The sequence below is a fragment of the Thermostichus sp. MS-CIW-36 genome (assembly GCF_054059035.1).
This window is the reverse complement of sequence record NZ_JBSSBR010000040.1, coordinates 1-22312: the sequence shown is the minus strand read 5'-3', so window position 1 is coordinate 22312 and position 22312 is coordinate 1. Positions and strand designations below refer to the sequence as shown.

Annotated in this window: 18 protein-coding genes; 6 read left to right on the top strand and 12 right to left on the bottom strand. The window is 58.3% G+C overall.

Annotated elements, in window-relative coordinates; all coding sequences use genetic code 11:
• Window positions 1-256 precede the first annotated feature (256 nt).
• The 5 genes from ACVWVQ_RS13060 to ACVWVQ_RS13040 form a co-directional block, all read right to left on the bottom strand.
• Window positions 257-994 (bottom strand): DUF1995 family protein, encoded by a 738-nt coding sequence (locus ACVWVQ_RS13060; protein ID WP_457508897.1) that lies wholly within the window; start codon window positions 992-994, stop codon window positions 257-259.
• A 45-nt stretch (window positions 995-1039) separates the two neighbouring features.
• Window positions 1040-1504 (bottom strand): GUN4 domain-containing protein, encoded by a 465-nt coding sequence (locus ACVWVQ_RS13055; protein ID WP_414418813.1) that lies wholly within the window; start codon window positions 1502-1504, stop codon window positions 1040-1042.
• Window positions 1505-1555: 51 nt separating this feature from the next.
• Window positions 1556-2083, bottom strand: coding sequence for a hypothetical protein (locus tag ACVWVQ_RS13050; RefSeq protein ID WP_457508895.1), 528 nt, complete (start codon window positions 2081-2083; stop codon window positions 1556-1558).
• A 362-nt stretch (window positions 2084-2445) separates the two neighbouring features.
• Window positions 2446-4398: a bifunctional metallophosphatase/5'-nucleotidase gene (locus tag ACVWVQ_RS13045; protein ID WP_457508901.1), complete on the bottom strand. Its 1953-nt coding sequence runs from the start codon at window positions 4396-4398 to the stop codon at window positions 2446-2448.
• Window positions 4399-4605: 207 nt separating this feature from the next.
• Window positions 4606-5058: an MGMT family protein gene (locus tag ACVWVQ_RS13040; protein WP_457508893.1), complete on the bottom strand. Its 453-nt coding sequence runs from the start codon at window positions 5056-5058 to the stop codon at window positions 4606-4608.
• Between the two features lie 224 nt (window positions 5059-5282).
• Between ACVWVQ_RS13040 and ACVWVQ_RS13035 the strand changes: the two genes are divergently transcribed.
• From ACVWVQ_RS13035 to ndk, 3 genes are all read left to right on the top strand, one after another.
• The gene (locus ACVWVQ_RS13035; RefSeq protein ID WP_457508892.1) at window positions 5283-5795 is read left to right on the top strand and encodes a hypothetical protein; all 513 of its coding nucleotides are present in this window, start codon (window positions 5283-5285) and stop codon (window positions 5793-5795) included.
• Window positions 5796-5844: 49 nt separating this feature from the next.
• Window positions 5845-6516, top strand: coding sequence for a HupE/UreJ family protein (locus ACVWVQ_RS13030; protein WP_011431938.1), 672 nt, complete (start codon window positions 5845-5847; stop codon window positions 6514-6516).
• An 87-nt stretch (window positions 6517-6603) separates the two neighbouring features.
• Window positions 6604-7053 carry a nucleoside-diphosphate kinase gene (gene ndk, locus ACVWVQ_RS13025; RefSeq protein WP_011431937.1) on the top strand — a complete coding sequence of 150 codons (450 nt, stop codon included), beginning with the start codon at window positions 6604-6606 and terminating at the stop codon, window positions 7051-7053.
• Window positions 7054-7116: 63 nt separating this feature from the next.
• Here ndk and darG read toward each other — a convergent pair whose 3' ends face one another.
• The 6 genes from darG to ACVWVQ_RS12995 form a co-directional block, all read right to left on the bottom strand.
• Window positions 7117-8103: a type II toxin-antitoxin system antitoxin DNA ADP-ribosyl glycohydrolase DarG gene (gene darG / locus ACVWVQ_RS13020; protein WP_457508899.1), complete on the bottom strand. Its 987-nt coding sequence runs from the start codon at window positions 8101-8103 to the stop codon at window positions 7117-7119.
• Window positions 8104-8275: 172 nt separating this feature from the next.
• Window positions 8276-9649, bottom strand: a complete 1374-nt coding sequence (locus ACVWVQ_RS13015) for an ABC transporter ATP-binding protein (RefSeq protein WP_457508890.1) — start codon at window positions 9647-9649, stop codon at window positions 8276-8278.
• Window positions 9650-9677: 28 nt separating this feature from the next.
• Window positions 9678-11405 (bottom strand): ABC transporter permease, encoded by a 1728-nt coding sequence (locus ACVWVQ_RS13010; RefSeq protein ID WP_457508888.1) that lies wholly within the window; start codon window positions 11403-11405, stop codon window positions 9678-9680.
• Window positions 11406-11472: 67 nt separating this feature from the next.
• On the bottom strand, window positions 11473-11751 hold the full coding sequence (locus ACVWVQ_RS13005) for a DUF7219 family protein (RefSeq protein WP_457508886.1): 279 nt from the start codon (window positions 11749-11751) through the stop codon (window positions 11473-11475).
• A gap of 82 nt (window positions 11752-11833) precedes the next feature.
• On the bottom strand, window positions 11834-12796 hold the full coding sequence (locus tag ACVWVQ_RS13000) for a hypothetical protein (RefSeq protein ID WP_457508884.1): 963 nt from the start codon (window positions 12794-12796) through the stop codon (window positions 11834-11836).
• 445 nt (window positions 12797-13241) lie between these two features.
• Entirely contained in the window at window positions 13242-14696 is a 1455-nt protein-coding gene (locus ACVWVQ_RS12995; protein WP_457508883.1) for a carotenoid oxygenase family protein, read from the bottom strand.
• 166 nt (window positions 14697-14862) lie between these two features.
• Between ACVWVQ_RS12995 and ffh the strand changes: the two genes are divergently transcribed.
• From ffh to ACVWVQ_RS12980, 3 genes are read left to right on the top strand one after another with little or no spacing between them, the layout of a single operon-like run.
• Window positions 14863-16326 carry a signal recognition particle protein gene (gene ffh / locus ACVWVQ_RS12990; RefSeq protein WP_414398875.1) on the top strand — a complete coding sequence of 488 codons (1464 nt, stop codon included), beginning with the start codon at window positions 14863-14865 and terminating at the stop codon, window positions 16324-16326.
• Window positions 16327-16335: 9 nt separating this feature from the next.
• Entirely contained in the window at window positions 16336-16794 is a 459-nt protein-coding gene (locus ACVWVQ_RS12985; RefSeq protein ID WP_011431928.1) for a tRNA (cytidine(34)-2'-O)-methyltransferase, read from the top strand.
• Between the two features lie 48 nt (window positions 16795-16842).
• Entirely contained in the window at window positions 16843-17904 is a 1062-nt protein-coding gene (locus tag ACVWVQ_RS12980; protein WP_457508881.1) for a histidinol-phosphate transaminase, read from the top strand.
• Between the two features lie 33 nt (window positions 17905-17937).
• Here ACVWVQ_RS12980 and ACVWVQ_RS12975 read toward each other — a convergent pair whose 3' ends face one another.
• Entirely contained in the window at window positions 17938-22044 is a 4107-nt protein-coding gene (locus ACVWVQ_RS12975) for a hypothetical protein (RefSeq protein ID WP_457508879.1), read from the bottom strand.
• Window positions 22045-22312 lie beyond the last annotated feature (268 nt).

The following is a 22312-nucleotide window of genomic DNA, read 5'->3' as shown; positions in this document are numbered from 1 at the left end:
CAGGACTTGGGTCATGGTTCTATCATAACTTCCGCATTCCTCCCGACACTGACCCTACGGGTACAGTGCGGGGCTCCTGCGATTTCTAGCTGAGGATGTAATCTCAGCCTGGGGGGGGAGCCCCAGACACTCCTAGCGTGGTGTGATCATATCACCGAAATAGAGATGAGGCGGGGAGCTTTATAGTCTTTATTAAAAGAGTTTGAGATAGTACTAACCCTCACTCCTGGCCTCTCTCCCCATGAGATCCTGACCCTCACAGGGATCCCAGCCAGCGCCGCCAGCTCCACCAGGGATCCTTTCCCTTGCTGGCCCTGAACAGTTCGGCCACTTCCTCGCCGGTGGGCTGGGCAATAAAAGTCTTCAAGACGCTGTAGAGGCCGGGCTCTTCCTGTTGCCACACGCTCCAGGGATCCGGATAGGCGCGAAACAGGGCTCCCTCCACCAATGAGCGCAGGTAGTAGCTGGTCTCGAAGGTGCTCAGAAACCGCTGGCGCAGACGGCGACCGGCCAGACCCACACCCACGGTGGCGGCATCCTGCAATTGGGGGTTGAGGAGAACGACGGGTTTGGGATCCCGTCCTTTGGAAGCCAGCCCAGAGGGATCCCCGCCACTGACCGCTTGGCAAACCCGCTCCACCTGATCCAAGCTGTAAACCGCGGGCATCACCAGCAGGAGGCTCTGTTCTGGGGTAGGTTGAGTCCGGGAAGTCAAGCTCTGTAATTCAATCCCTTCTGGCAGGGATCCCCACTCCCGCTGGGCCAGGGCTGCTCCGCCGGCATCGCTAAATAGCACCAAAGCCGGTGGCTGCACAAGTTCCAAAAAAGGGCGAGCCAAAACCTCCGGCTTCAGGTCGGGGGCGAGGATCTCGATCAGCAGGCGGCGATACCCCGCTTGCATGGCCAAGCGAGTTGCCCGAATGGCTTGTTCGCAGGCTTGGGCCAGATCGACGGGCAGGTCGGGAAATTGAGTCAGTTGCAGTTGCTCCGCCACAGCTCAGATCCAAATCAGATCCAACAAGGTTCAAGAAACGGTTGCCTAGCCTGACGAGTCTTCCCAAGCCTTGTGGGTGAGCAATTCCTCCAGCACCCGCACCCCCCGCAGTTGGTTGGAAAGGGGCAGGTGGCCCTTGGGGGCGGAGAGATCCCAGATGAACTCGTCAGGGTAGCGAGTCCAGTGGTAGCCCTGCTTCCAGCCAATGAGCGGCCAGAGGCGCTCCCAGTTGCGGTTCACCCCCAGCCACAGTTGCCGCTGCACCGAGTAGCCAAAGCGATCCCCGGAGGCCGCCCGCCACAGGCGATCGATCGTGCGCAGATCCTCGACCGGGATCCGGCTCACCTCGGAAAAATACAGCCAGCCCCGCCGCGCCGCCCCCTCTCCTGCCGCCCGACATAGCAGTTGTAGGCTCAGCCGATCCGCCTCCAGCCAGGCTCCCGCCGATAACAGCTCCTGCAGAGGACGATAGTCGATATTCAGGGCTGAAGTCAGAGGGACGGTCACCATTGCCAAGTTGCAAAAGGTCTCCCTTGATTTTAGTCCCTGCTGTCCGTCCCCTCAGGTTTCAGGCGGGTACTTGGGCGGATCCCCGAAGATGATGCGATAGCCGATGTACGCCACCCCCAACAGCCCTGCCAGGATCCACAAGAAAGCCGAAAAGGGCATGTAGGAAAAAAAGACAAGATAAACCCGGCGACTGAGCCAAGAAAAAATAAGATAGACTGCCGCCAAAATGCCGATCCCTTGCAAGGTGCGAAAAGCCGGCACCCGCGAGAGAGGCATGCGCTGGCGTGCCACCCAGATGGAGCTAAGAAAAGTCCAGGGAGGCACCAGCAGCAAGAACATATCCGCCTGCTTCACCACCGCCTGCCAGCCGGCGGTGTTGGTGGCATAGGCCAAGTAGCCCGCCCAGAGGACAAGAGTTACCGCTCCCAAGCCGATACTTAAGCTGAGCAAAAAAGGCTCCTCCCATTGGCCTGGGATCCAGTCGCAGAGAACCCAAACCACCCAAGGGGTGGCAAAGAGCAAAAGCGCAATGGCTAAGCCATTGGCGTTGAGCTGGGTAAAAAACCTCTCCAGAGTCATGAACAGCAAAAGGAGCGAACGTCACCCTTGATGGTAATGATTCCTCCTTCAATCTGCAATTCGATTCGTATACAGAATCCATGAATTTGTTGGGAGCAATGCCCAAAAGGTTCACAGCCCGTCCGGGCATTCGTGTAAGCCTTGCCAAGCAACAACAGCGGGGATGGAAGTGGGAAAAAGAAAAGGGATCCTTGACACTGGCCAGGGATCCCTTCCTGTAGTCTTTCCTAAAAAGCTCAAGACATTTTCTATGGCGTTGCTGAGGGAATTAACCCAAGCCACTCTCCCCTTTTGCAAGAAGTGAGTCTGGCATCGGAATCCCTACTCCTCCGGATCCATCCGCCTCAGTCCATTAACCCAATCTACAGCCCTTGCAGCACCGTATCGGGGCGGGCCGACAGATTCTGGATGCGGGTATCCTGGGCAGGCGGGGTGTCCGGTTCGGTGAACACGCCGATCTGCCGCAAATACCGAGCCAAGGCATCTTGCTCGCTGCCGGGGGTATCGAAGGTGATGCCGGAACTGGGGGCCAAGTTCACCCGGTTGGGGTTAGACAGGCGAGGGAAGGGATAGTCATCCCCACCATTGGCCAAGAAGTCCAGGGTCACCAGGCGGAAGGTGCGTCTGGGATCCCCTTGCACTTGGCCGTTGCGCACCACCACATCCCGACCTGTGGGCGTATCCACCCGCAAGGAGAGGACGCGGGATCCCGGTGGCCGCGAGGGATCAAAGCTAAAGGCAAAGCCGCCAATTTGCGGGAAACGGCCCGGCGTAGCTCCCGGCTGGGTTTGCGCCACCCCGTGTTCCACTATCTGCTTCAGTTCCTCAGCGGTGACGGTCAACAGAGAGAGGCCGTTGTTAAAAGCAAGGGCCGTTTCGATGTCCAGCTGAGAGATTTGACCGGACTGCTTGCCGGCCTCAGGGTTAGCCACCGGTGGGATCCGCTGCACCGGCTCACCGCCGCCACCACCAGTGGTAGCCCCAATGGGAGCGCGAATGCCACCGCCATTTTTCAGGGAGATGACGGTGGAAGGATCGACCGTTCTGGCGTAGGCCAAGTTGGCATCGGCAGTGAGGTTGCCCAGGTTGGTTTCCTCGGTGCGCACCTCCGCCCGCAGGCCGTTGAGAAATTGGGTGGTGGAGCCGAAGGTGCGGCCATCTTTGGTGCGGATGATGTTGCCAATTTCGTTGGCTATCCGCACTACGTCGGGATTGGGGGTGCCCCTGACGGCTGCTACCCCTTGGTCGTCGGCGGCATAGGCACCGCTGACCGGATCGATGCGGGCAATAACCCCGTTGGCGTCGAAGCTGACCACCAGGCGGCCCACGTAGCGATAGTTGGAGCCGGTGTTGACCACCGCCACCGGTTGACCACTGGCAGAGGAACGCAAGATGGGGTAGTCACCCGTGCGGGTATCCGGCAAATCGGTGCGCAGGCGGTCGGTGGGCTTGGCAATCACCCGGTGGGATCCGCCGGCAATGATGATGTCCACATTTCGCAATTGGCTGGCCAGGGCTACCTCGTTTTGCAACTGTTGCAGATGGGCTAGGAGGATAATTTTGTTGATGCCCTGAGCGGTGAGTTGATCGACAAAGCCCTGGATTAGAGCGGCACTCACCTGGTCAGTATCGTCCACCCTGCCTTCTACCCTCACCTCGGGGCCGGGGCTGGAAATGGCAGCCAAGCGAGTGGTGGTGGCTCCCACCAAGCCAATTCGCTGCCCTCCTACGGTAATCACTGCTGTCTTGGCAATTCTGCCTCGAATGGAGCTGGCCTCTTGGCCATCGGCGGCAAAGTCAGCGCTGGCCAATTCCCCGGTGCCGCTGAAGCTGAGGTTGGCGCTCAGATAGGGAAAACGAGCCCCAGCGTAGCCGCGGCCCGTGTCGGGCCGAATTAGATCGCGAATCTGGCGCGTGCCTTGGTCGAACTCGTGGTTGCCGAAGGCAGCCGCCTCAAAGCCAATGGCGTTGATGATCTCGATATCGGCTTTGCCAGGGGTGAGGTTGTAACGGCCTTGCAGAGACCGATCCGTGCTGGCGTTGTAGAAGGGGCTGGGGATATAGTTGTCCCCACTGGAGAGCACCACCGTATTTGGGAATTGGGGGCGCAGAGCATTCACCACCGCCGAGAAGCGCGGCGCATCTTGTACGGCAGCGATCGAGGCTTCCAAGTCGCTGGCATGTAGGATTTGCAGGGTAAAAGCGGGCGGCTGAGTCGAGAGAGCCACATTGGGATCCGAGGCGATAAACCCAGCCCCTCCGCCGGTTGGGGGAACCGAGCTGCTGCTACCGAAGGCGCTGGCCAGGCTCAGCACCAAACACCACAACCCGACCCACAGGGACCTGGCCAGAGGGTTCAGCCAATCCGGGAGCCATCTCTTGGCAGGGGCAGACCCTCGAGCACGGCAAGCTGGTTTCATGACAATTCCTTCACTCCATCCGCAAGAGAGGACGCATCCGCGTTCACCAAGGCTGGGATTGGGGTTTCGCTATGACCTGTTTAAGGTTAGGTCAAGCCTAGGTTAAGCTTCCCATGGATCCCAGCCAAATTGTTGCAAGTCCACCTGGCCCTCGGCGTCGAAGTGGATCCCTTCTGCCTGCAGCAGTGCCTTTTGCAGGTCGTCGTAGCCGAGGCGAAAGGGGGAGTAGGAAATGCGTCCCTGGGCGTTGATCACCCGTTGCCAGGGGATATCGGTATTTTGGCCTTGCAGGCGAAACAAAGCATAGCCCACCTGCCGGGCATAGCCAGGATAGCCGGCGGCCCGTGCAACTTGGCCATAGGTGGCCACCCGACCGGGGGGGATCCGCCGCACCACTTCGTAAAAACGCTGGTAGAGGCTGACGGATTTTGGCTCGGCTTGGCAAGACTTCTCGACATCACTCCCTGCCCTAAAGGGCAAGGATTCCTTCCCAGGCTGCAGGATGACTCCTACTTTCTGGGCTACACCACCCTTGCGATTAGTGGGGGATGCCATAACCCCAACTACCGGGATAAACTCCCAGATACTTCACTCTTCTGACACTGCGCCATATTCAAGTTGGCAGAGTTCGCTCCGCACCATAACACAAAGCTGCCCTGTCGCGACAGCGGGCCGTAGGCTTTAAGGGCGGGGCTTGCAACCCAGCTTTCTCGGTCACCGGGATCCTCGCCCAAACTTGGCAGACAATGAAGTACGGAACTGATTGGCTCTCCGCATCCATGAGCTATTTGATCGCGGTACTGCCGGATCGTATGGCCGCTGAGGCGGCCTACAGCGCCCTGGAGCGAGCGGGCTTCCCGCTAGAGCGATTGCACCTACTGGGGCGAGGCTACAAAACCGCCGATGAGTTTGGGCTGATTGACCCGGCCCAAGCGGCCCGCCGTCAGATGCAGCGTTTGGCCATTTGGTTGGTGCCCTTTGGCTTTTTGGCTGGGGTGGGGTTCAGCGTCTTGAGTGGCTTGGATACCTTCGCCTGGGCGGGACCTATAGGCAACCACCTGATCGGCGGCCTATTGGGCGCGATGGGCGGGGCCATGGGCAGCTTTTTCGTCGGCGGCGGAGTGGGCTTGTCTGGTGGCTCCGGCGATGCTTTGGCTTACCGCAACCGCCTCGCTGCGGGCAAGTACGTGCTCATTGTGGAAGAAGAGAACGAAACCCGCCTCCGCGAAGCCACGCGGATTTTGCGCCAGTTTGAGCCGGAAAATCTGCAAGGGTACAGAGAGCGCCCCTAGACTGGGAGATCTGGGCAGCTATTGAGAGAACTCAGGGAGGTCCAAAAGCATGTCTTGGCTGTGGCAGCAAGTCCCATCGCCGCTTGGGCGGTGGCGGAAGGAAGGGATCCCCAGCTTTGCCGCTGCTGGGGGTGCACTGGCAGTTACGGGTTTTTTTTCGCCGGCTTTTGCCCACCACGCCCTGGGAGGGAAACTGCCTGCAACGGCCTGGGAGGGATTTCTCTCCGGGCTGGCTCACCCTGTCATTGGCTTGGATCACCTGGCCTTCGTCGTGGCCATCGGTCTTGTGGCGGCGGGGCAGCCCTGGCGCTATGGGATCCCTTTGGGCTTTGTGCTAGCGGGTCTGGTGGGCACTGGGATCCACCTGGCCGGCTGGGATCCCCTGGGACTGACGGAGCTGGCCATTGCCTCTTCCGTAGTTCTCTTCGGCTTGCTGCTGGTGCAACCGCGGCAGATCCCAAGTTGGCTCTTGCTAATAGGGGGATCCCTGGCGGGGCTATTCCATGGCTATGCCTACGCCGAAACCATTATCGGCGCCCAACCCATGCCTTGGGTGGGATATCTACTGGGGTTGAGCACCGTCCAGTATGGGGTAGCTCTCCTGGCCCTTTGGGCAGCAGAACGCTGGGGGTTGCGGATCCCTGGCTTAACTCGCTGGGCCGGCTGGGCGATTACAGTGGTGGGGGCTGCCTTCCTGACCTTGGCAGTGGTGGGCGCGTAAAAAGCGCTAATTTTGCTCCCTTGCGCTCGGGATCCCCGATCCGGTACAAGGATAGCGGTGAAGATCTGTAAAACGAGGGGAGATCCCATGGAGCGCACCTTTATTGCCATCAAGCCAGACGGCGTGCAGCGGGGGCTGGTGGGCACCATCATTCAGCGCCTGGAGAGCCGGGGCTACCAATTGGTGGGCCTGAAGCTGGTGCAAGTGAGCCAAGAGCTGGCGGAAGCCCATTACGCCGAACACAAGGAGCGCCCCTTCTTCCACAGTTTGGTGAAGTTCATTACCTCGGGGCCGGTGGTGGCTATGGTCTGGCAGGGCAAAGGGGTGATTGCTGCCGCCCGTAAGCTCATCGGCAAGACCAACCCCCTGGAGGCAGAACCGGGCACCATTCGCGGCGATTTTGGCATCGACATTGGCCGCAACCTCATTCACGGCTCCGATGGAGTTGAAACCGCGCAGCGGGAGATCGCCCTTTGGTTCGATGAGTCGGAATTGGTGAGCTGGACACCGGTTGCCCAAAGCTGGATTTATGAGTAGGTACTTGCTGCAGGCAAGGGGTAGTCGTGTTCGCAGGTTCCAGACCGGAAGTAGTGCAGAGCGCTAGGGCCGTGTTTCGAACTGGCTTCGGCTGGCCGCAAGCGGCTCTGTTGGAAGTGCCTTGAACCACCCCTTCTCTGCCAAAACTCGAGCGGCAAGCAGGATCTGTTTGCTACTGAATTGTTGTTTTCTATCTCCCCAGGCGTAGAAGCTTTCCACCAACTCTGCCGTCGTAGAAGGGTGCCCACGAGTCACGATCCAGTGGACAGTAGCCAGCAATTCTAGACCATAGGGCGACTCAAAGCCCTCCACGAGGTCGCTGACACGCTCAAAGCGTTCTCTCGTCTCTGGCTGATCGGCGAGATAGCTGTGGGCCTCCTCGATGGCGCCAGGCACCAGCTCCAGCTTCTTGTCTGGTCGGTCACCGCCCGATCCGTACCCAGAGATGTAGTAACCCTCGATTTCCTTAAGAACATGCCGCAGGTTCTCAGCGTAGGGGCCATAAACGCCCTTTGTAAACCTTAAGCGAAGCGGCTCCCCGGCTTCCTGCAGGAAGTACATCAGCTTGTGCAGCTCAAGCAAAGAGACAAACGGAACAAGTAGACCGTTTACATAGCGCTCCATAAGGCCCACCAGCACCGCCCTTCCCGGAGTTAGGGTAGGAACCTGCCCACGGCGCATGCTCTTCGGCAAAGGCTGAACCTCAGTCGGCTCAAAAACAAGAATGCGCACATCTGGGAGCGTTGCCAGCGCCCACTCGATGCGGGAGCGAACATCCGGCCAACTGAGACCACCGAGGCCACAACCCAGGGGTGGCAGAGCAACCGAATGTAGGCCAAGACGCCTGATCTCTTCCACAAGGGACTGTAGCCCGGCCTCGATGTCCTCAATCCTCGACTTCCCCCGCCAGTGGCGTTTTGTGGGGAAATTGATGATGTAGCGCGGATTGGTCAGGTTTCCGGTCTCGAAAACGAACATTTTGCCCGGTTGGACTTCCCCCCGCCGGCAGGCTGCGGCATAGGCCTTGAAGTTCCCAGGCCATGATTTCAAGTGCTGTCGCAGAACCAGTAACAAGAATCCCCTGCCTTTAGGCAGGGGGGTATGTCAAAATCCCTTGCAAGTTGTCTACATGGGTAATGTGGTAGATTTTGGGACTTTCTGGAATTGGCGCCATACCTCCGCTCTACGATGCAGCTTTGAAAAAGGCAGAGCCAGATGCGCTTCAGTCGGAACGAGAGTTGAGACCGACAGGCTTTTGAGCAGTGGAGCTCTCGCTTGGCTCGGGCAGATAGAGACGTTCTTCCGAGGCGTCGTACTCAAACAGCTCTGCATAGCGTCCCCAGTCAATGGCGGTGGCAAACTGCCGTTCGGCTTCAGCGTGGGGGAAGTGTTCGTCCCAAAGATCCAAGAAGAAGTCCGCTCGCATGGAGCGGCTGCCTTTTTCTTCCAGAGTCTGCAAGATGCTGCGGAACACGGGAACCCGTGCCAATAGCTGTTGTCGGAAGAGATCCTTGCTGCGCAGGATGGTGGTGTTGGCAAAGTCCTGGCCAATTTCGGTCAGTTGCACCACCCCGCTGGCCACCTCGGCAAAGCCCAACAGCACCGCCGCATCCAAAATCGGCAGCAGATCGTCCACGGCCAGTTGCAGCCGCTCGGCCAAATCGGCAATCTCCGCCCGCCCTTGCGGCCACTCCACGATCAACTCCAGCAGACCGCTGATCCCGCCCACCCGCGCATGGGGCAGAGGCAGGGCATAGGGGGAAGTGGCCTTATCACCAGCCAGCGCAGGCAGAGCCACCTCTCCGGTAACAGCAATTTCGGGGTTGGTCATGATCTCGTAGATGTAGTCCACCAAGGACTTAAAGCGGGGATCCGTGCGCTCGTGGGGCCGCGGCAGGTCAATTCTCACCTCCCCCCGGATCCGCCCTGGGTTGGATCCCAGAATCACCACCCGATCTGCCAAAAACACCGCCTCTTCGATGTTGTGGGTGACGATGAGAATGCTTTGGGAAGGGAAGGCTTGCGCATTCCACAGCTCATCAATTTCCCCCCGCAGGTTTTCCGCCGTCAGCACGTCCAAAGCGCTAAAAGGCTCATCCATAAACAGCACCTTGGGCTCCAAGACAAAGGCGCGGGCAAAGCCCACCCGCTGTTTCATGCCCCCCGAAAGCTCTTTGGGGTAAGCGCTCTCAAACCCATCCAAGCCCACCAGGTCAATGGCCTTCAGGGCCCTTTGCCGGCGGATCTCGCGGGGGATCCCTCGGGCTTGCAGCCCCAGCTCCACATTTTCTTGCACGGTCAGCCAGGGTAGGAGAGCAAAGCTCTGAAACACCATCGCCACATCGGGGTTAGGCCCGCGTAGAGGCTGGCCGTTGCTCAGCACCCGCCCTTGGCTGGGGGGGATCAGGCCCGCCATGATGCGCAAAAGGGTGCTTTTGCCACTGCCGCTGCGGCCCAGCAGAGCCAAGACCTCCCCTGCCCGCACTTGCAAATCAATTTGGCTTAAAACGGTAAACTCCCCCTTGCCCTCTGGCAAAGGAAAGCGCTTGTAGACTTTCTCAACCTCAATTAAAACGGGGGAAGCTGCAGAGCTCATAGAGAGATTGCCTCAGAAACTGAAAAGACTAAAGGTGATACTTTTCTTCCGCCAACTGATACAGCCGTCGCCAGAAGAGGCGGTTAATGCCCACCACAAACAAGCTCATCATGCCAATGCCCAAGGTAATGCGGGGCCAGTCTCCCACCGCCGTTGCCTCGGCAATGTAGGTGCCCAATCCTGTAGCCTTGAGGGTGGTGGATCCCCAGGCCACAATCTCCGAGACAATGCTGGCGTTCCAAGCGCCGCCGCTGGCCGTGACTCCCCCGGTGACCCAGGCGGAAAAGATCCCTGGAATGATCAGCTTTCGCCAGCGCTGCCATCCCCGCAGGCCCACATCCACAGCCATTTCTCGCAAGTCCGTGGGGATGCTTTGGGCGCCGGCAATGGAGTTGAAAAGGATGTACCACTGTGCCCCCAACGACATGAGCAAAATGCTGCCCCACTCAATGCTGATCTGGGCGCGGATAAAAAACAACGTGGCAAAGGGAAAAAGGAAATTGGCCGGGAAAGCTGCCAGGAATTGCACCACCGGCTGCAGCAGTTTCGCCAGTTTTGGATTAAAGCCAATGGCCACCCCAATGGGAGTCCAGATCACCGTGGCGAACACCAGCAACACGCTAACCCGCAGCAGGGTGAGGATCCCTAGCCCGAAGGTCAGCAGCACCTCCCCAAAGCCCACAGTGGTGGCCACAAAATCAACAATCCAAATCCCAATGCCGCCAATAGCTATCCAGGAAAGCTGAGTCAGCAGCCGCTCGCGGCGTCGCTCGACCTCAGGACTAAGGGGATCCACCCAACGGGGGCGAGTTAAGTGGGACAACAGCCGATCCACCAACTCTGCCAAGGGGGACAGCCAACTGCCGATCAGCCGCGGGATCCGCGCCGTGGTCAGCAGATCGTACAGCCAGGATTCGGGGGCAGCAGCCCCGCTGCTCTGTTCCAGGCGAAACTTATCCGACCAAGCCACCAAAGGCCGCCAGAAAAGCTGATCCACCAGCAGGATGACCCCGGCCATGGTCAGGAGCGCCCAGCCCAGCTTGGGCAGATCCTCCGCCTGGACGGCCGCTTCCACATAGGATCCCAGGCCCGGCAGCGTGTATTCCTGGTTGAGCACGCTGATGGCTTCGCTGGCTGCCACAAAGAACCACCCTCCGCCAAAGCTCATCATGGCGTTCCAGATGAGGCCCACCATTGCCGCCGGCACTTCCAACTGGGTAAAGCGCTGCCACCCCGACAGGCGATACAAGGTAGCCGCTTCCACCAACTCTTGAGGCAGCGTGCGCAAGGATTGGTAGAAGGAAAAGGTCATGTTCCAGACCTGGCTGGTGAAGATGGCAAAGATAGAAGCCGCCTCCAACCCCAGCAAGCTGCCGGGAAAAAGGGCAATAAAGCCGGTGACGGTAATGGAGAGAAATCCCAACACCGGCACCGATTGCAAGATATCCAACAGGGGGATCAAAATTCGCTCGGCCCAGCGGCTTTTGGCAGCAATGTAGCCATAGACCAAGGTAAAAAGGGTGGAAAAGGCCAAGGCAATGAACATGCGCAAGGTGGAGCGGGCCGCATAGTAGGGCAGGTTGCGCGGATCCAAGTCGATCCGGGGCACCACCGCCGGGGGCTGAAACCGCTCAAAAGCCCCCACTCCCACCTGCGCCACCAAGGCCAGGAGAACCAACGTGCCCAGAATGATGGCCCCATCGGCAGCCCCCGCTGGCAGCCGACGCAGCGCCTCCGGAGAAGGAAAAGTCCTCATGTTCCCTGACCAAGCCCGGCATCCGCGCCCAGTGTACACCGTTTGCGGTTAGCCAGGATCCAGCCGGCTACTCTTCCGGCAAGTCGGGGGGAGACTCCTTCCACTGGGGATCGTCCAAGATGGCTTTTTTGGTCTGCTTGAGTTGTTTCCACAGCTCCTTGATTTGCCGGTAGGCTTCTTCCGGGGTAATTTTGCCCCCGGTTTCCAAGCTACAAATCAAGGACACTTTATTGCTAAATTCCTGCAGGTTGGCATCGAAAACTAGGTTCTGCGGCCTCACTTCGCCCCAGTAGGGATAGCGAGGCGAAATGAATTCATCTTTGTTGGGAGGAGTTGATTCTGCCACGGCCTAACCAGGGTAAAAGAATGGTTCACAACAAGAAGGTCAACATGAAAAGCTCCATTAAAGCAGGATCTACTAGCCCAGTTTATGGGCGTTTTCTCTTAACCGGCTTGGGTACTTTTGTGGGATCTCGCAGAGGATAAAACGGCTCTTGAATAGACGCTTCCCCACGTGTCGAGGGGGTGGAACTCTTCCTGGCTTTGGGTTGGGGGGGGGAACGCTTCAGGCGTGGGCGCGGCGGCGTTTTGAGTACTGGGCCGATGGGAGTGCCCGCCTCCACATAGAGCAGGGATCCGCGGCGGCGCACCTGCAGATCCCAGAAATTGCCTACCCCTTTGCCCGGCAGGGATCCAATCAGGCGCAATTTGAAGGCTTGGGGCTTGGAGGCTGCAGTTCCATCCTTCTGGACTCGCTGAGAGGGAGAGTTGGCGGAAGCTTTTTTGCCCGATTGACGGATCTTGACGATGATGAACCCTTTCTCCTGGGATTGAAAAACGACCTCGCCCCGGATGGAAAACCAATCCGGCACCACCGTCGGACGGGATCCCTCGGGGAGAGTTCGCCCCATTTCTTCTGGGGCCCACACCCCCAGCAACTGCACGTGCAGATCTTCGGTTTTGTCGCGGGTGCGAGGATAAACCACCCACAGATAGTTGCGTTCCGGCCGTAGATGCTTGCGTACCAGGCTCATCACCCGGCCCAGCAATACGGCATTCAGATCCAAGCCATCCGAGGTGCGCAAAATCCCGCGGGTAAAGTGCTCTGGGGAGGGAATGTATTGCCCTTCGATGAGGCCGATGGCTCGGTATTGCATCTTCTCCCCAGGCGGGGGGATGGGTTCCAAACAGACTCGCTCTTTCTTTTCTTCCAAGCTAGCAGTGGTACTGACAACAGGCTGCAAGGACTCCGTCCCGCTGTCGCGAACAGCACCAGGAGCTGCCGCAGGATCCTGAGCTTTCGCTGATGACAGGGATCCCTTGGCCTCACCCGTTGAGCTGGGTCTGGGGGGCCGTACCGGTCGAAAGGGAGGTCTCAGATCGGAGGACATTGTGACGGTTCCGTTGCAGTCAGTCCAAAATGCTCAGCAGCAAACATTTACTTTACCGTTGCAAAAACAGGCCATAACTTTGCTCTTGACCCAAGACCTGCTCAACACACCATCCACTAGCCTAACAACGCCCAACAGCGTCTTTCCATTCTGCTTCTATTGGGAAACTCCTAGCAGCTGCCCTTGCCCGCAGTTGTCAACACTGTAGCCGACCTGTAGCCAATGGTAGCAACTGTTCCAAGGGAATGGTTCTCAGGCTGCAGGATGTCTATTCCCCAGACAGGGCCATTGATATTGATGAGTATCTGTAGTTTTTTCCAGCAACGCTGACTGGAGGTGTTTCTGCACAGCCGGGATCCAACTGGCCGATCCCCAGGGCTCTCTAAGGGCTGGATTGCATTCCCTCAGCCAAGGGGATCCATTCAGCCATCTTGAAGCTCATCGCTTAGGCAGGCGTTACCCACACCTGGGGAGTAAAACTGCCGTGTAGGCCATAGGGAATGTGGTGCCGCAATGGGATACGTGCGACGGGGCCGGCTGTCAGATCGGCTGCTTCTAGGATCACCACTTGAGAGCGCTGGCTGGCCGCATCAAAAACCACCGTCACGATCCACCCTGCCTCTTCTCCCTGGTCTTCTGGATTGGGGATGAACACCGGTTCTCCCACAAAGCCGCGGGGGGCAAAGCTGTACTGCTGCGTGCGGCCTGTGGCGGTATCCAGCTTGAGGATGGCCTGTAGGGGAGCATTGGGGCCGGGGGCATGGGTGGCCCCGATGTAGATGTAGCGGTGGGATCCCCCCATTTGAGCCGGGTGGATGGCCGGAAACTCCACCGAGCGATCCAGCAGCAGTTCCCGCTTCACGCTGCCCCCCTTGGGATCCAGATAGAACCGCCACAGCTTGCCCGCCGGAATCTGGGCAAAGTCAATCTGCAGGTAATCGGCATCCGGCTCCAGGGCAGGGTAGTTCTCATAGAGGACGGCATCCACCACAACCCGATCCCCGACTTCGTAGCCGTTGACAAAATGGAAAACAAACCCCGGCTCCGCTTCCAGTTGCAGCGGCTTATCGCCCTGGGGAAAGAGCCAGATGCGGGTCGGCTCCCCCGGTTTCAAGGTCAAACAGGTGCCCGCCGGTTGCCAGCCCAACACAAACGGCAGGGGGTTGAAAGCCAAGGGATTTTGGAAAAAGATACGGTAGCGGGGTGTCCAGACAAAATCGTGCAGGAAGGCAAAACCGGGCAGGCGGTAATCCCGCTTTTCCACCAAGCGCCCGCGCGAGTCCAGACGATAAAACAGCAACGTGGAGTTCTGGGCAGCCCGCACCCCAAAGGCGATGAGATCTCCCGTGTGGGGATCCCGCCGGGGATGGGCGGTAAAAGGCTGGTTGGCTGAGATCCCTCCTGCAAACGTTTCGATCCCCTCGGTGGCCAAGGTGGCCGGGTTCAGCCGGTAAGGGGCACTGGCCTCCCACAGGGCCAGCAGCTTATCTCCCTGGTAGATGACGTTGGTGTTGGCGGGATTTTTAAACCGCAAGTCGAGAAAGTTGCTCCACCAGCCGCCCGGCTTTTGGGTGCCAAACACCCCTCGGTAAAGCACCCGACCGGCTTTTTCCTCTGCTTCAAACTCGCGGGTGCGCACAAACCGGTTGCGAAAATGAACTTTCCCCCCCACAAAGGTGATGGCGCAGACCATGCCGTCGCCATCGAACGGGTGTCCGTAGCGCTGGGATCCCGCCTCCAGCTTGCCCGGGCCGTTGCGAAACAGGGTTCCCCGCAACCCTGCCGGGATCCGTCCTTCGATCTCCGTCTCCGTAATCCAATAGTCGTACTCCTGGGATAGGGAGCGATAGCCCAATTGCCAGTCGGTGGTGCTGTAGGGAAGGGAAGCGACGCTGACCATGGAAGATCTGCATGCAACGCCCTCTATTGTTGCTTAAACTTTTGTGAAGTCGCCAGTTTTTCTGGGCCGGGATAGCCACCTTGGTTGGGATCCCCAAGATGGAGTCGCCCCGATTCGACTATGGTAGGAAATGCCCCCGAAGCGCCTGACAGGATCCACAGTACCCATGTTTGATGCCCTCTCCGAGAAGTTGGAATTGGCCTGGAGAAAGCTGCGCGGCCAGGACAAGATCACCGAAACCAACATTCAAGAAGCTCTGCGGGAGGTGCGGCGAGCCCTGCTGGATGCGGATGTCAACTTGCAGGTGGTGAAGCAGTTTATCGAGGATGTGCGGGAAGCTGCCCTGGGATCCGAGGTCATCCTGGGGGTGACGCCGGATCAGCAGTTCATCAAGATCGTCCACGACGAGCTGGTGAAAGTGATGGGGGAAGCCAACGTGCCCATTGCCCAAGCGGAGCAGCCTCCCACCATTGTCCTCATGGCCGGTTTGCAGGGATCCGGCAAAACCACCACCTGCGCCAAGTTGGCTCTGTATTTGCGCAAGCAGGGCAAGAAGTCCCTGATGGTGGCCGGAGACATCTACCGTCCGGCGGCCATCGACCAGCTCAAGACGCTGGGCCAGCAAATTCAGATCCCCGTTTTCGACCTGGGCAAAGCAGATCCCGTCGAGATTGCCCGGCAGGGGGTGGAGGCGGCCCGGCAGCAGGGCTACGACTACGTGATTTTGGACACTGCCGGTCGTTTGCAGATCGACCTGGAGATGATGGCGGAGCTGGAGCGGATCAAGGCGGCGGTGCAGCCCCACGAGATCCTGCTGGTGGTGGATGCCATGATCGGCCAAGAGGCGGCCAGCCTTACCCGAGCCTTCCACGAGCGCTTGGGCATTACCGGGGCCATTCTCACCAAGCTGGATGGGGACACCCGCGGTGGAGCCGCCCTCTCCATTCGCCAAGTGTCCGGTCAGCCCATCAAGTTCATCGGTGTTGGCGAAAAGGTGGAAGCGCTGGATCCCTTCTACCCGGATCGCATGGCCTCCCGCATTCTGGGTATGGGGGATATCCTCAGCTTGGTGGAAAAAGCTCAAGAGGAAATCGACCTGGGAGATGCCGCCAGCATGGCGGAGAAGATGATGACCGCCCAGTTTGATTTCACCGATTTCCTCAAGCAGATGCGCCTGATCAAACGCATGGGATCCCTGGCAGGGCTGCTGAGACTGATGCCAGGGATGGGCAAAATCAGCGAGGAACAACTGCAAAAGGGACAAGACCAACTGGCCCGCGCCGAAGCCATGATCAACTCCATGACCCCCGAAGAGCGGCGCAACCCGGATCTGTTGGCCCGCAGCGTCAGCCGCAAACGACGGGTGGCCCGCGGATCTGGCCACAAGCTGGAGGATGTCAGCCGACTGGTCAGTGATTTTCAACGCATGCGCGACATGATGCGCAACATGGGCATGGGTGGCGGTTTTCCCGGTATGGGTTGGGGGGGTGGGCGTACCTCTCTTCCCGGAGGGGATCCCAGTTGGCGCGGACGTTCAACGGCCTCTCCCTCTCGGCAACAGCCCAGCCGCAAGCCGGGCAAAGGTGGGGGCAAAAAAGGGGGCGGCAACCGCGGATTTGGGGGCAAGTAGGATAGGATTATGCCCTTCCACGTTGTTTTGGTTGCCCCAGAGATCCCGGCCAACACGGGGAATATCGCCCGCACCTGTGCAGCCACCGATACGCCTCTCCATCTGGTGGATCCTCTGGGGTTTCGCCTTTCGGATCGCTACCTCAAGCGGGCGGGGCTGGACTACTGGCAGCATGTCCAACTGTATCGCTACCCCTCTTGGTCTGCTCTGGTGCAGGCCCACCCTGAGGCCCGGTTCTGGTGTTTTAGTGTGCGCGGCAAAGCCCTCTATACGGAAGTAACCTATCAGCCGGGAGACTGGTTGGTGTTCGGCAGCGAAAGCCGGGGGTTGGATCCTCTGTTCTTGGAAACCTATCCCAGCGTGCGCATCCCACTGCGGGGGCCGGTGCGCAGCCTGAACCTCAGCAATGCCGTAGCGATTGCCCTTTTTGAGGCGCTACGTCAGCAGGGATCCCTGACAAAAGAATAAGTGGTCGGGTTGGCCCTGATATAATAGCTACTTCTCCCCGTCAGGAAGATGTGTGCTCTGCAGTATCTGCGCCCCGACTTGCTCTACCTCAAGCCCTACGACGCTGTGCCAGCCCCGGCTGCTGACAAGCTGGATGCCAATGAGTTCCCCCTCGATTGGCCGGTGGGCTTCAAGCAGAAGCTCTCCCTCCTCTGGGAGAAAGGGATCCCCAGCAACCGCTATCCCGATGCCCATCACCAGGGCCTAAAGCAGGCCATCGCCGCCTATGCCGGAGCGGAGCCAGAGCAGATCAGCCTGGGCAATGGGTCGGATGAGCTGATCCGCTCCCTGCTGATTGCCACCTGTCTGGGCGGGCGGGGCGGCATTTTGGTGGCAGAGCCCACCTTCTCCATGTACGCCATCTTGGCCCAGAGCCTGGGGATCCCAGTGGTGCGGGTTCCCCGCGACCCGGAGACGTTTGCTCTGGATCTAGAGCGATGTCAACAGGCTTTGAGGGAGCATCCGATTCGGGTGGTGTGCCTGGTGGATCCCAACTCGCCGACGGGGAATGGCCTGACGGCTGCAGAGTGGGAGTGGGTGGAAGGGCTGCCCGAAGAGATTCTGGTGATTTTGGATGAGGCCTATTTTGAGTTCAGCCGGCACACAGCCCTGCCCAAGTTGGCAGAGCATCCCAACTGGGTAATCTTGCGCACCTTCTCCAAAGCCTTTCGCCTGGCGGCCCACCGGGTGGGCTATGCTGTGGGTCATCCACAGCTTGTGCAGGTGTTGGATGGGATCCGCCTGCCCTACAACCTCACGGCCCTTTCTCAGTGGGCGGTTCAGATGGCTTTGGAGCATGCCGAGGAGCTTTTGGCCGACGTGACGCTAATTTGTCAGGAGCGGGAAGCCCTTTATCAAGCTCTGCAGGAGCTGCCAGGGGTGCGGGTGTGGCCCAGCCAAGCCAACTTCCTCTACTTCCGGGTGGCCGGCTGGGATCCCCAAGAGCTGCAGCGGGCCTGGCAGGAGCTGGGGACTGGTGTGCGCTACACGGGTGGGGGGCTGCGTCTGACGGTGGGCACCCCTGAAGAGAACCGACGGGCCTTGGAGCGCCTGCGCCAAATCCTGCAGTAGATCTCCCGGCTCCGAGTTGCTTTTGGAGCCAGCCTAGGTGGACAAGCCTGCGGTCAAGAAACGCTGGATCAAGCTGTGCACCTGCTGCAAGTGTCGTTCGTTCAGATGCTCCAGCGCCTGGGCGATTTCCGCTCTGAGTCGGCTCTGGGTATCGGTTTGGGCCTGCTGCAGCAGCCAACTTTGGACAGGGCTGGGGTGCTCCACAAAGTCAAGCGCCCAGGGATCCCGTTCGTCCAGCTCAGGTTCTGCCTGGGGCAGTTGCTTCCTCCAACGCTCTTGAGCCTGTCGAAACTCCTCCGCCAAACGATCTGTTGGGCGCCCCTCCGCTTGGAGAACCTCTTGATACCTTTGGTGGGTCACCAGCCAGCGCTGCCGAATTTGAGAGCGTTGCTGCCTGGTCAGCCTGCCGGTTCTGCTTTCGGTAAAGCGCTCGTAAAACCTGAGCGTGTCTCGGTAGTGGCCCAATCGCTCACAAGCCAAGCCTACCTCCAGGGGCTGTAGCCACCAGGCCCGCTCCATCTGTGTGCTGGTAACCACTTCCTGCAGAAAATCTCGCAGCCCAGGGGATTTGCGCCTTAAGTCTTCCCAGTTGGTCCGGATATCCCGGGCCATGGCAGCCACCAGCTCGTAGTCATGTCCCCGCTGCCACGCCTGAGGATGGGCCTGCACCGTTTTCCAGAGCTTCTCCCACTCTCGGCACTGGATCAGAACTCGCAGCATCAGCGGCCAGTCTTTCAAGCGCTCCAGACTGGTGACGACGTCGCCGATGTACTCTGCCCACTCGCCTGTGAGGGGACGTCCTGCCTCTTGCCATCGGTCCAGCACCACCGAGTCTTGGCGGTCTTTGGATAGCCACCTCACCTTGCCGGGAAGGGGTTCCAGGTGGATCTTGGCCCGGTAGTAGGGGGAATGCTCCGTTTGGCCCCCCTGATCCCAAACCTCTACCGCCCGCTCAAATTCCTGCCGATAGAAGTGACAGATACCCCAAATCTTGTAGTACTGATTCGCGAACGGCTGCCGCTGGCCGAGAAAGGCCAGACGTCCCTTCAAAGCCTCAAGGGTCTCTTGCAAAAACCAGCTGCGGGCCTCTTCCTGGGGGCAGAAAGTTCCCAAGTTGTTGAGAACTTGCTCAAGCTCTGCCAAAAATTGCTGTACACACTCTTTCCAGGTGGAATCCGTTCGTGTAAGCGGGACGAAGTCCCTATCTTTGGGGCTGACTTCAACGCTCAGCCAATCTCGCACCCGCACCACCTGTCGGAAGCGCTCCATAGACTTGACAGAGGTTCTTTGGGTCGCCACCATCAAGTCCACCAAGGGGCTGTAGTCTGGGATCCCAGGACATCCAGCAAAGTAGGCGGCGTTACGCTGCAGCTCCAACCAGGCCTTCCCTCTCCAAAAGCACTCCCAGGCTTCTCGTTTAAGATTTTTGTTGGGCAAAGCAGACTGCTCCAGGCTCAGGAACTTTTGCCCTGCGGAAACGTAGTTCTTCTGGAGCTTGAGGATCCAGGCCTGACATTCCTGTTCTAGAGGTGGGTTGCCTGCCTTCCGCGCCAGAGTTTGAACATCCTCCAGAAGTTTAGGGTTGCCCTCCTCGATGCCACGCCTGAGAAGTTCAAGAGCTGCCTCCTGCAGATCTTCCAAGCTTGTATTGGTCCAGTACTGGATATTGATGCCTTTGACAGGGTAACCCAATACCGGTGGGTCGGTCTCCCATTCCGACCGATCCGGTTGCAGAGAAGGATGATCGAGCCAAGAGTTGGATTCTAAGCTTGGATCCCAGAACTCCCGCCAACCGGCAGAGGTGTCCACAATGGCCAGGGCCTCGATGGGGCGGGTAATGCCGACATACAATTGGTTGAGAAAATAATGGAGTTGCAGGGATATCGCCTCCCCAGCTCCTCGGGCGTAATCATTAAGCTTTCGGTTAAAGTTTTGTCGATAGGCGTTTCCAAACTTGTAGAGGATAACTTTTTTGAACTCCATTCCCTTAACAGACGTAGCAGTTTGCAGGAGCGGTGGTTTAAGATTCTGCTTCAATTCCTCGGCAAAGATCTTCTGGAGTTCGGGATCCTGACGCACGTAGTTCAGCTCCTCTCCCACAGGACAGGGTAAGATACAGACTGTTCCTGTGAGATCACTAAGCATTTTTCTAAGCTCATCTTCGATTAAGTTTCTTTCCTGACCATCCAGCACAAACCTTTGAACCGGCATGCCCTGCTCATGGGGACGCCAGGGCTGTTGGGGATAGATTTCTCGACTCTTGCTGAGAACCCGCCGCCACAGGTTGACTACATTGCTAAAACGAGTAACTTGTGGATTGCTGCGATAGTTGTTTCTCAGCTCCTGCGGGCCTGCAATCTCAAAGGGATGGCTCAGCAACAAGTAGGCGCGGATATGCTCGTAGAGATATTTTTTCAGAGCAGCCCAACGAAATCCCGTTGGGTTAATGGTTTGCAAGGGATCCCCGGCAAAGGCATAGGGCAGGTGATCAATAGCCCAATCCAACTTGTATTTTCCCCAAGGAGATAAGCAAAAAATGATATTCAGCTCAAGTTGGGTAAAGTCCTGAACCTCATCGCAAAAAATGACTGGATGAATAGGATTAAGAGTGCCATTCTGCAGCACATCTCTGGCCAAATCTTGGTCATCCCAGTAGCCCTCATGGGTGGTTCGATCCCGGTAGCCTGGCCAAATCTCTTCGTAAATCCGCTCGAAGGCTTCTTCATCCACACTGCGGTCGGCCTCAGGCAATTCTCGGTAGCTATCGGGATCCAAATAGTCACTGACCTCATAGCCTTTGATCAGCGTGCGAATGGTGTGCCAAGCCAGCTCTACATCGCGGCGACCACAATACCAGCTCTGAAATCGATAAAAATTGACATACCGATCCGGTTGGTAGCGTTCTTGCCGCTCGGCAGGAAGGCAGTTCAGCAGGTAATCCTGAAAAGTGCTAAAAAAAGCTTGACACTGCTGAATTTCCTCTGTGGAGAAGCTGCACCCCTCCTCCCGATAGCGGTGGCTGATGCGCAAAATTGAACTTACCCTGTTGCGAGCTTGCTGCACCAAACTGGGGCTATAGGTCAAAAAGAGAGGGCGGTACTCAAGAGGTCTCTGTTTTGAAGTTTTGAGGTAGTGGCTGCAATAGTCGGCAAAGCGGTAGTACAACATCAGAGATTTGCCACTCCCGGCCCTTCCGTTGATCAGTAGGGGCATGGATGTACTCTGCAGGATTTCTTCCTCCTCCATGGACAAAGCCAAATTTCCCTCTGTGATCTCCTGCATTTCCAACCAAATGGTCTCATCCGCCACCATGTAGTCGGGGTAGGCGCGACGGGCGTACCGCTTCCACACCTCCAAAGGTTGCGGGTGCTGGAGAATGTCTGGCTGCTTGGCTTTCATCCCAAAGAGGCAGGTTTGGCATCCCAGCTCAAACCGTTCCTTTTGCTCTGGGGCGTGGTCGTAAACTCCAATGAGAAATGGAAACAATCTCCCTGGCTGCTCGCACGCTTGTACCAAGCTGACGGCCAGATACAGGGATCCCTCCTGCCAGCATTTGACCTCTGCCTCCAGATAAAACGGCGGGAGCTGCCGGTAGAGCCTGCCTTCAATGTCATCTACCAAGCGGGATACTGCTTGGTAAGCCTGGCGCCGCTGCTCTGGAGAAAGGGCCCGTACTTGCCGAACCCATTCCCCACTTTCCAACACCAGCCGCTCCTGCGGATTGGGAGCATTCAAGAACTGTGTCCATTCATACAGCTCGTCGGGCAGAGGGGGGAGATGGTTTGGCGGATCCCCTGGTTCGTGCCGCTGCGCCAGCCACGCCTGCAAACGGTCATCGGGCACCCAGCTCCGCACCCGTTCTTGATAATCCGGATCTCGCCGTCGGTCTAAGAACTCCCGGTATTCGTGACTGCCTCTCGGCCAGAGGCCAAACAAAACCAGAACGGGTACCTCGCCTACATAGCGCAGCTCCCCCACCAAGCGAATGTTGTTGCGGAGATTACGCTTCCAGTAAGGGTAACGAACGTCAAACAACTGGCTCAAAAGGGTGCGACCCCCCTCTTCCAGCCGTTCTATCAATGCTTCTAGGTTGCACTGGGTTTTGCTTCCCAGAAACTCCTCCGGGCAATATACATACATGGGATCCCGCCGGGTATACCTGGAAGCCATCCTAGTGCCGGACTACTGGCGAAAATTGCCGCTGTGCCAAAAGTCTTAATTTTTTTCATAATCCCCACGTAGCCCACAACTACCTATGTAGCCATTTGCAAACTCACAAAACATCTCGATTCAAGCTTTTGTAAACTACCCGACACCCGCGCTATGCGCAGGGTGCGGGCTTTATCCCAATCCCTAGCGGCCCCAGAGGGCAGCTAAGTTTCGGAATTTCAGGCGAGTTTACAGTCGC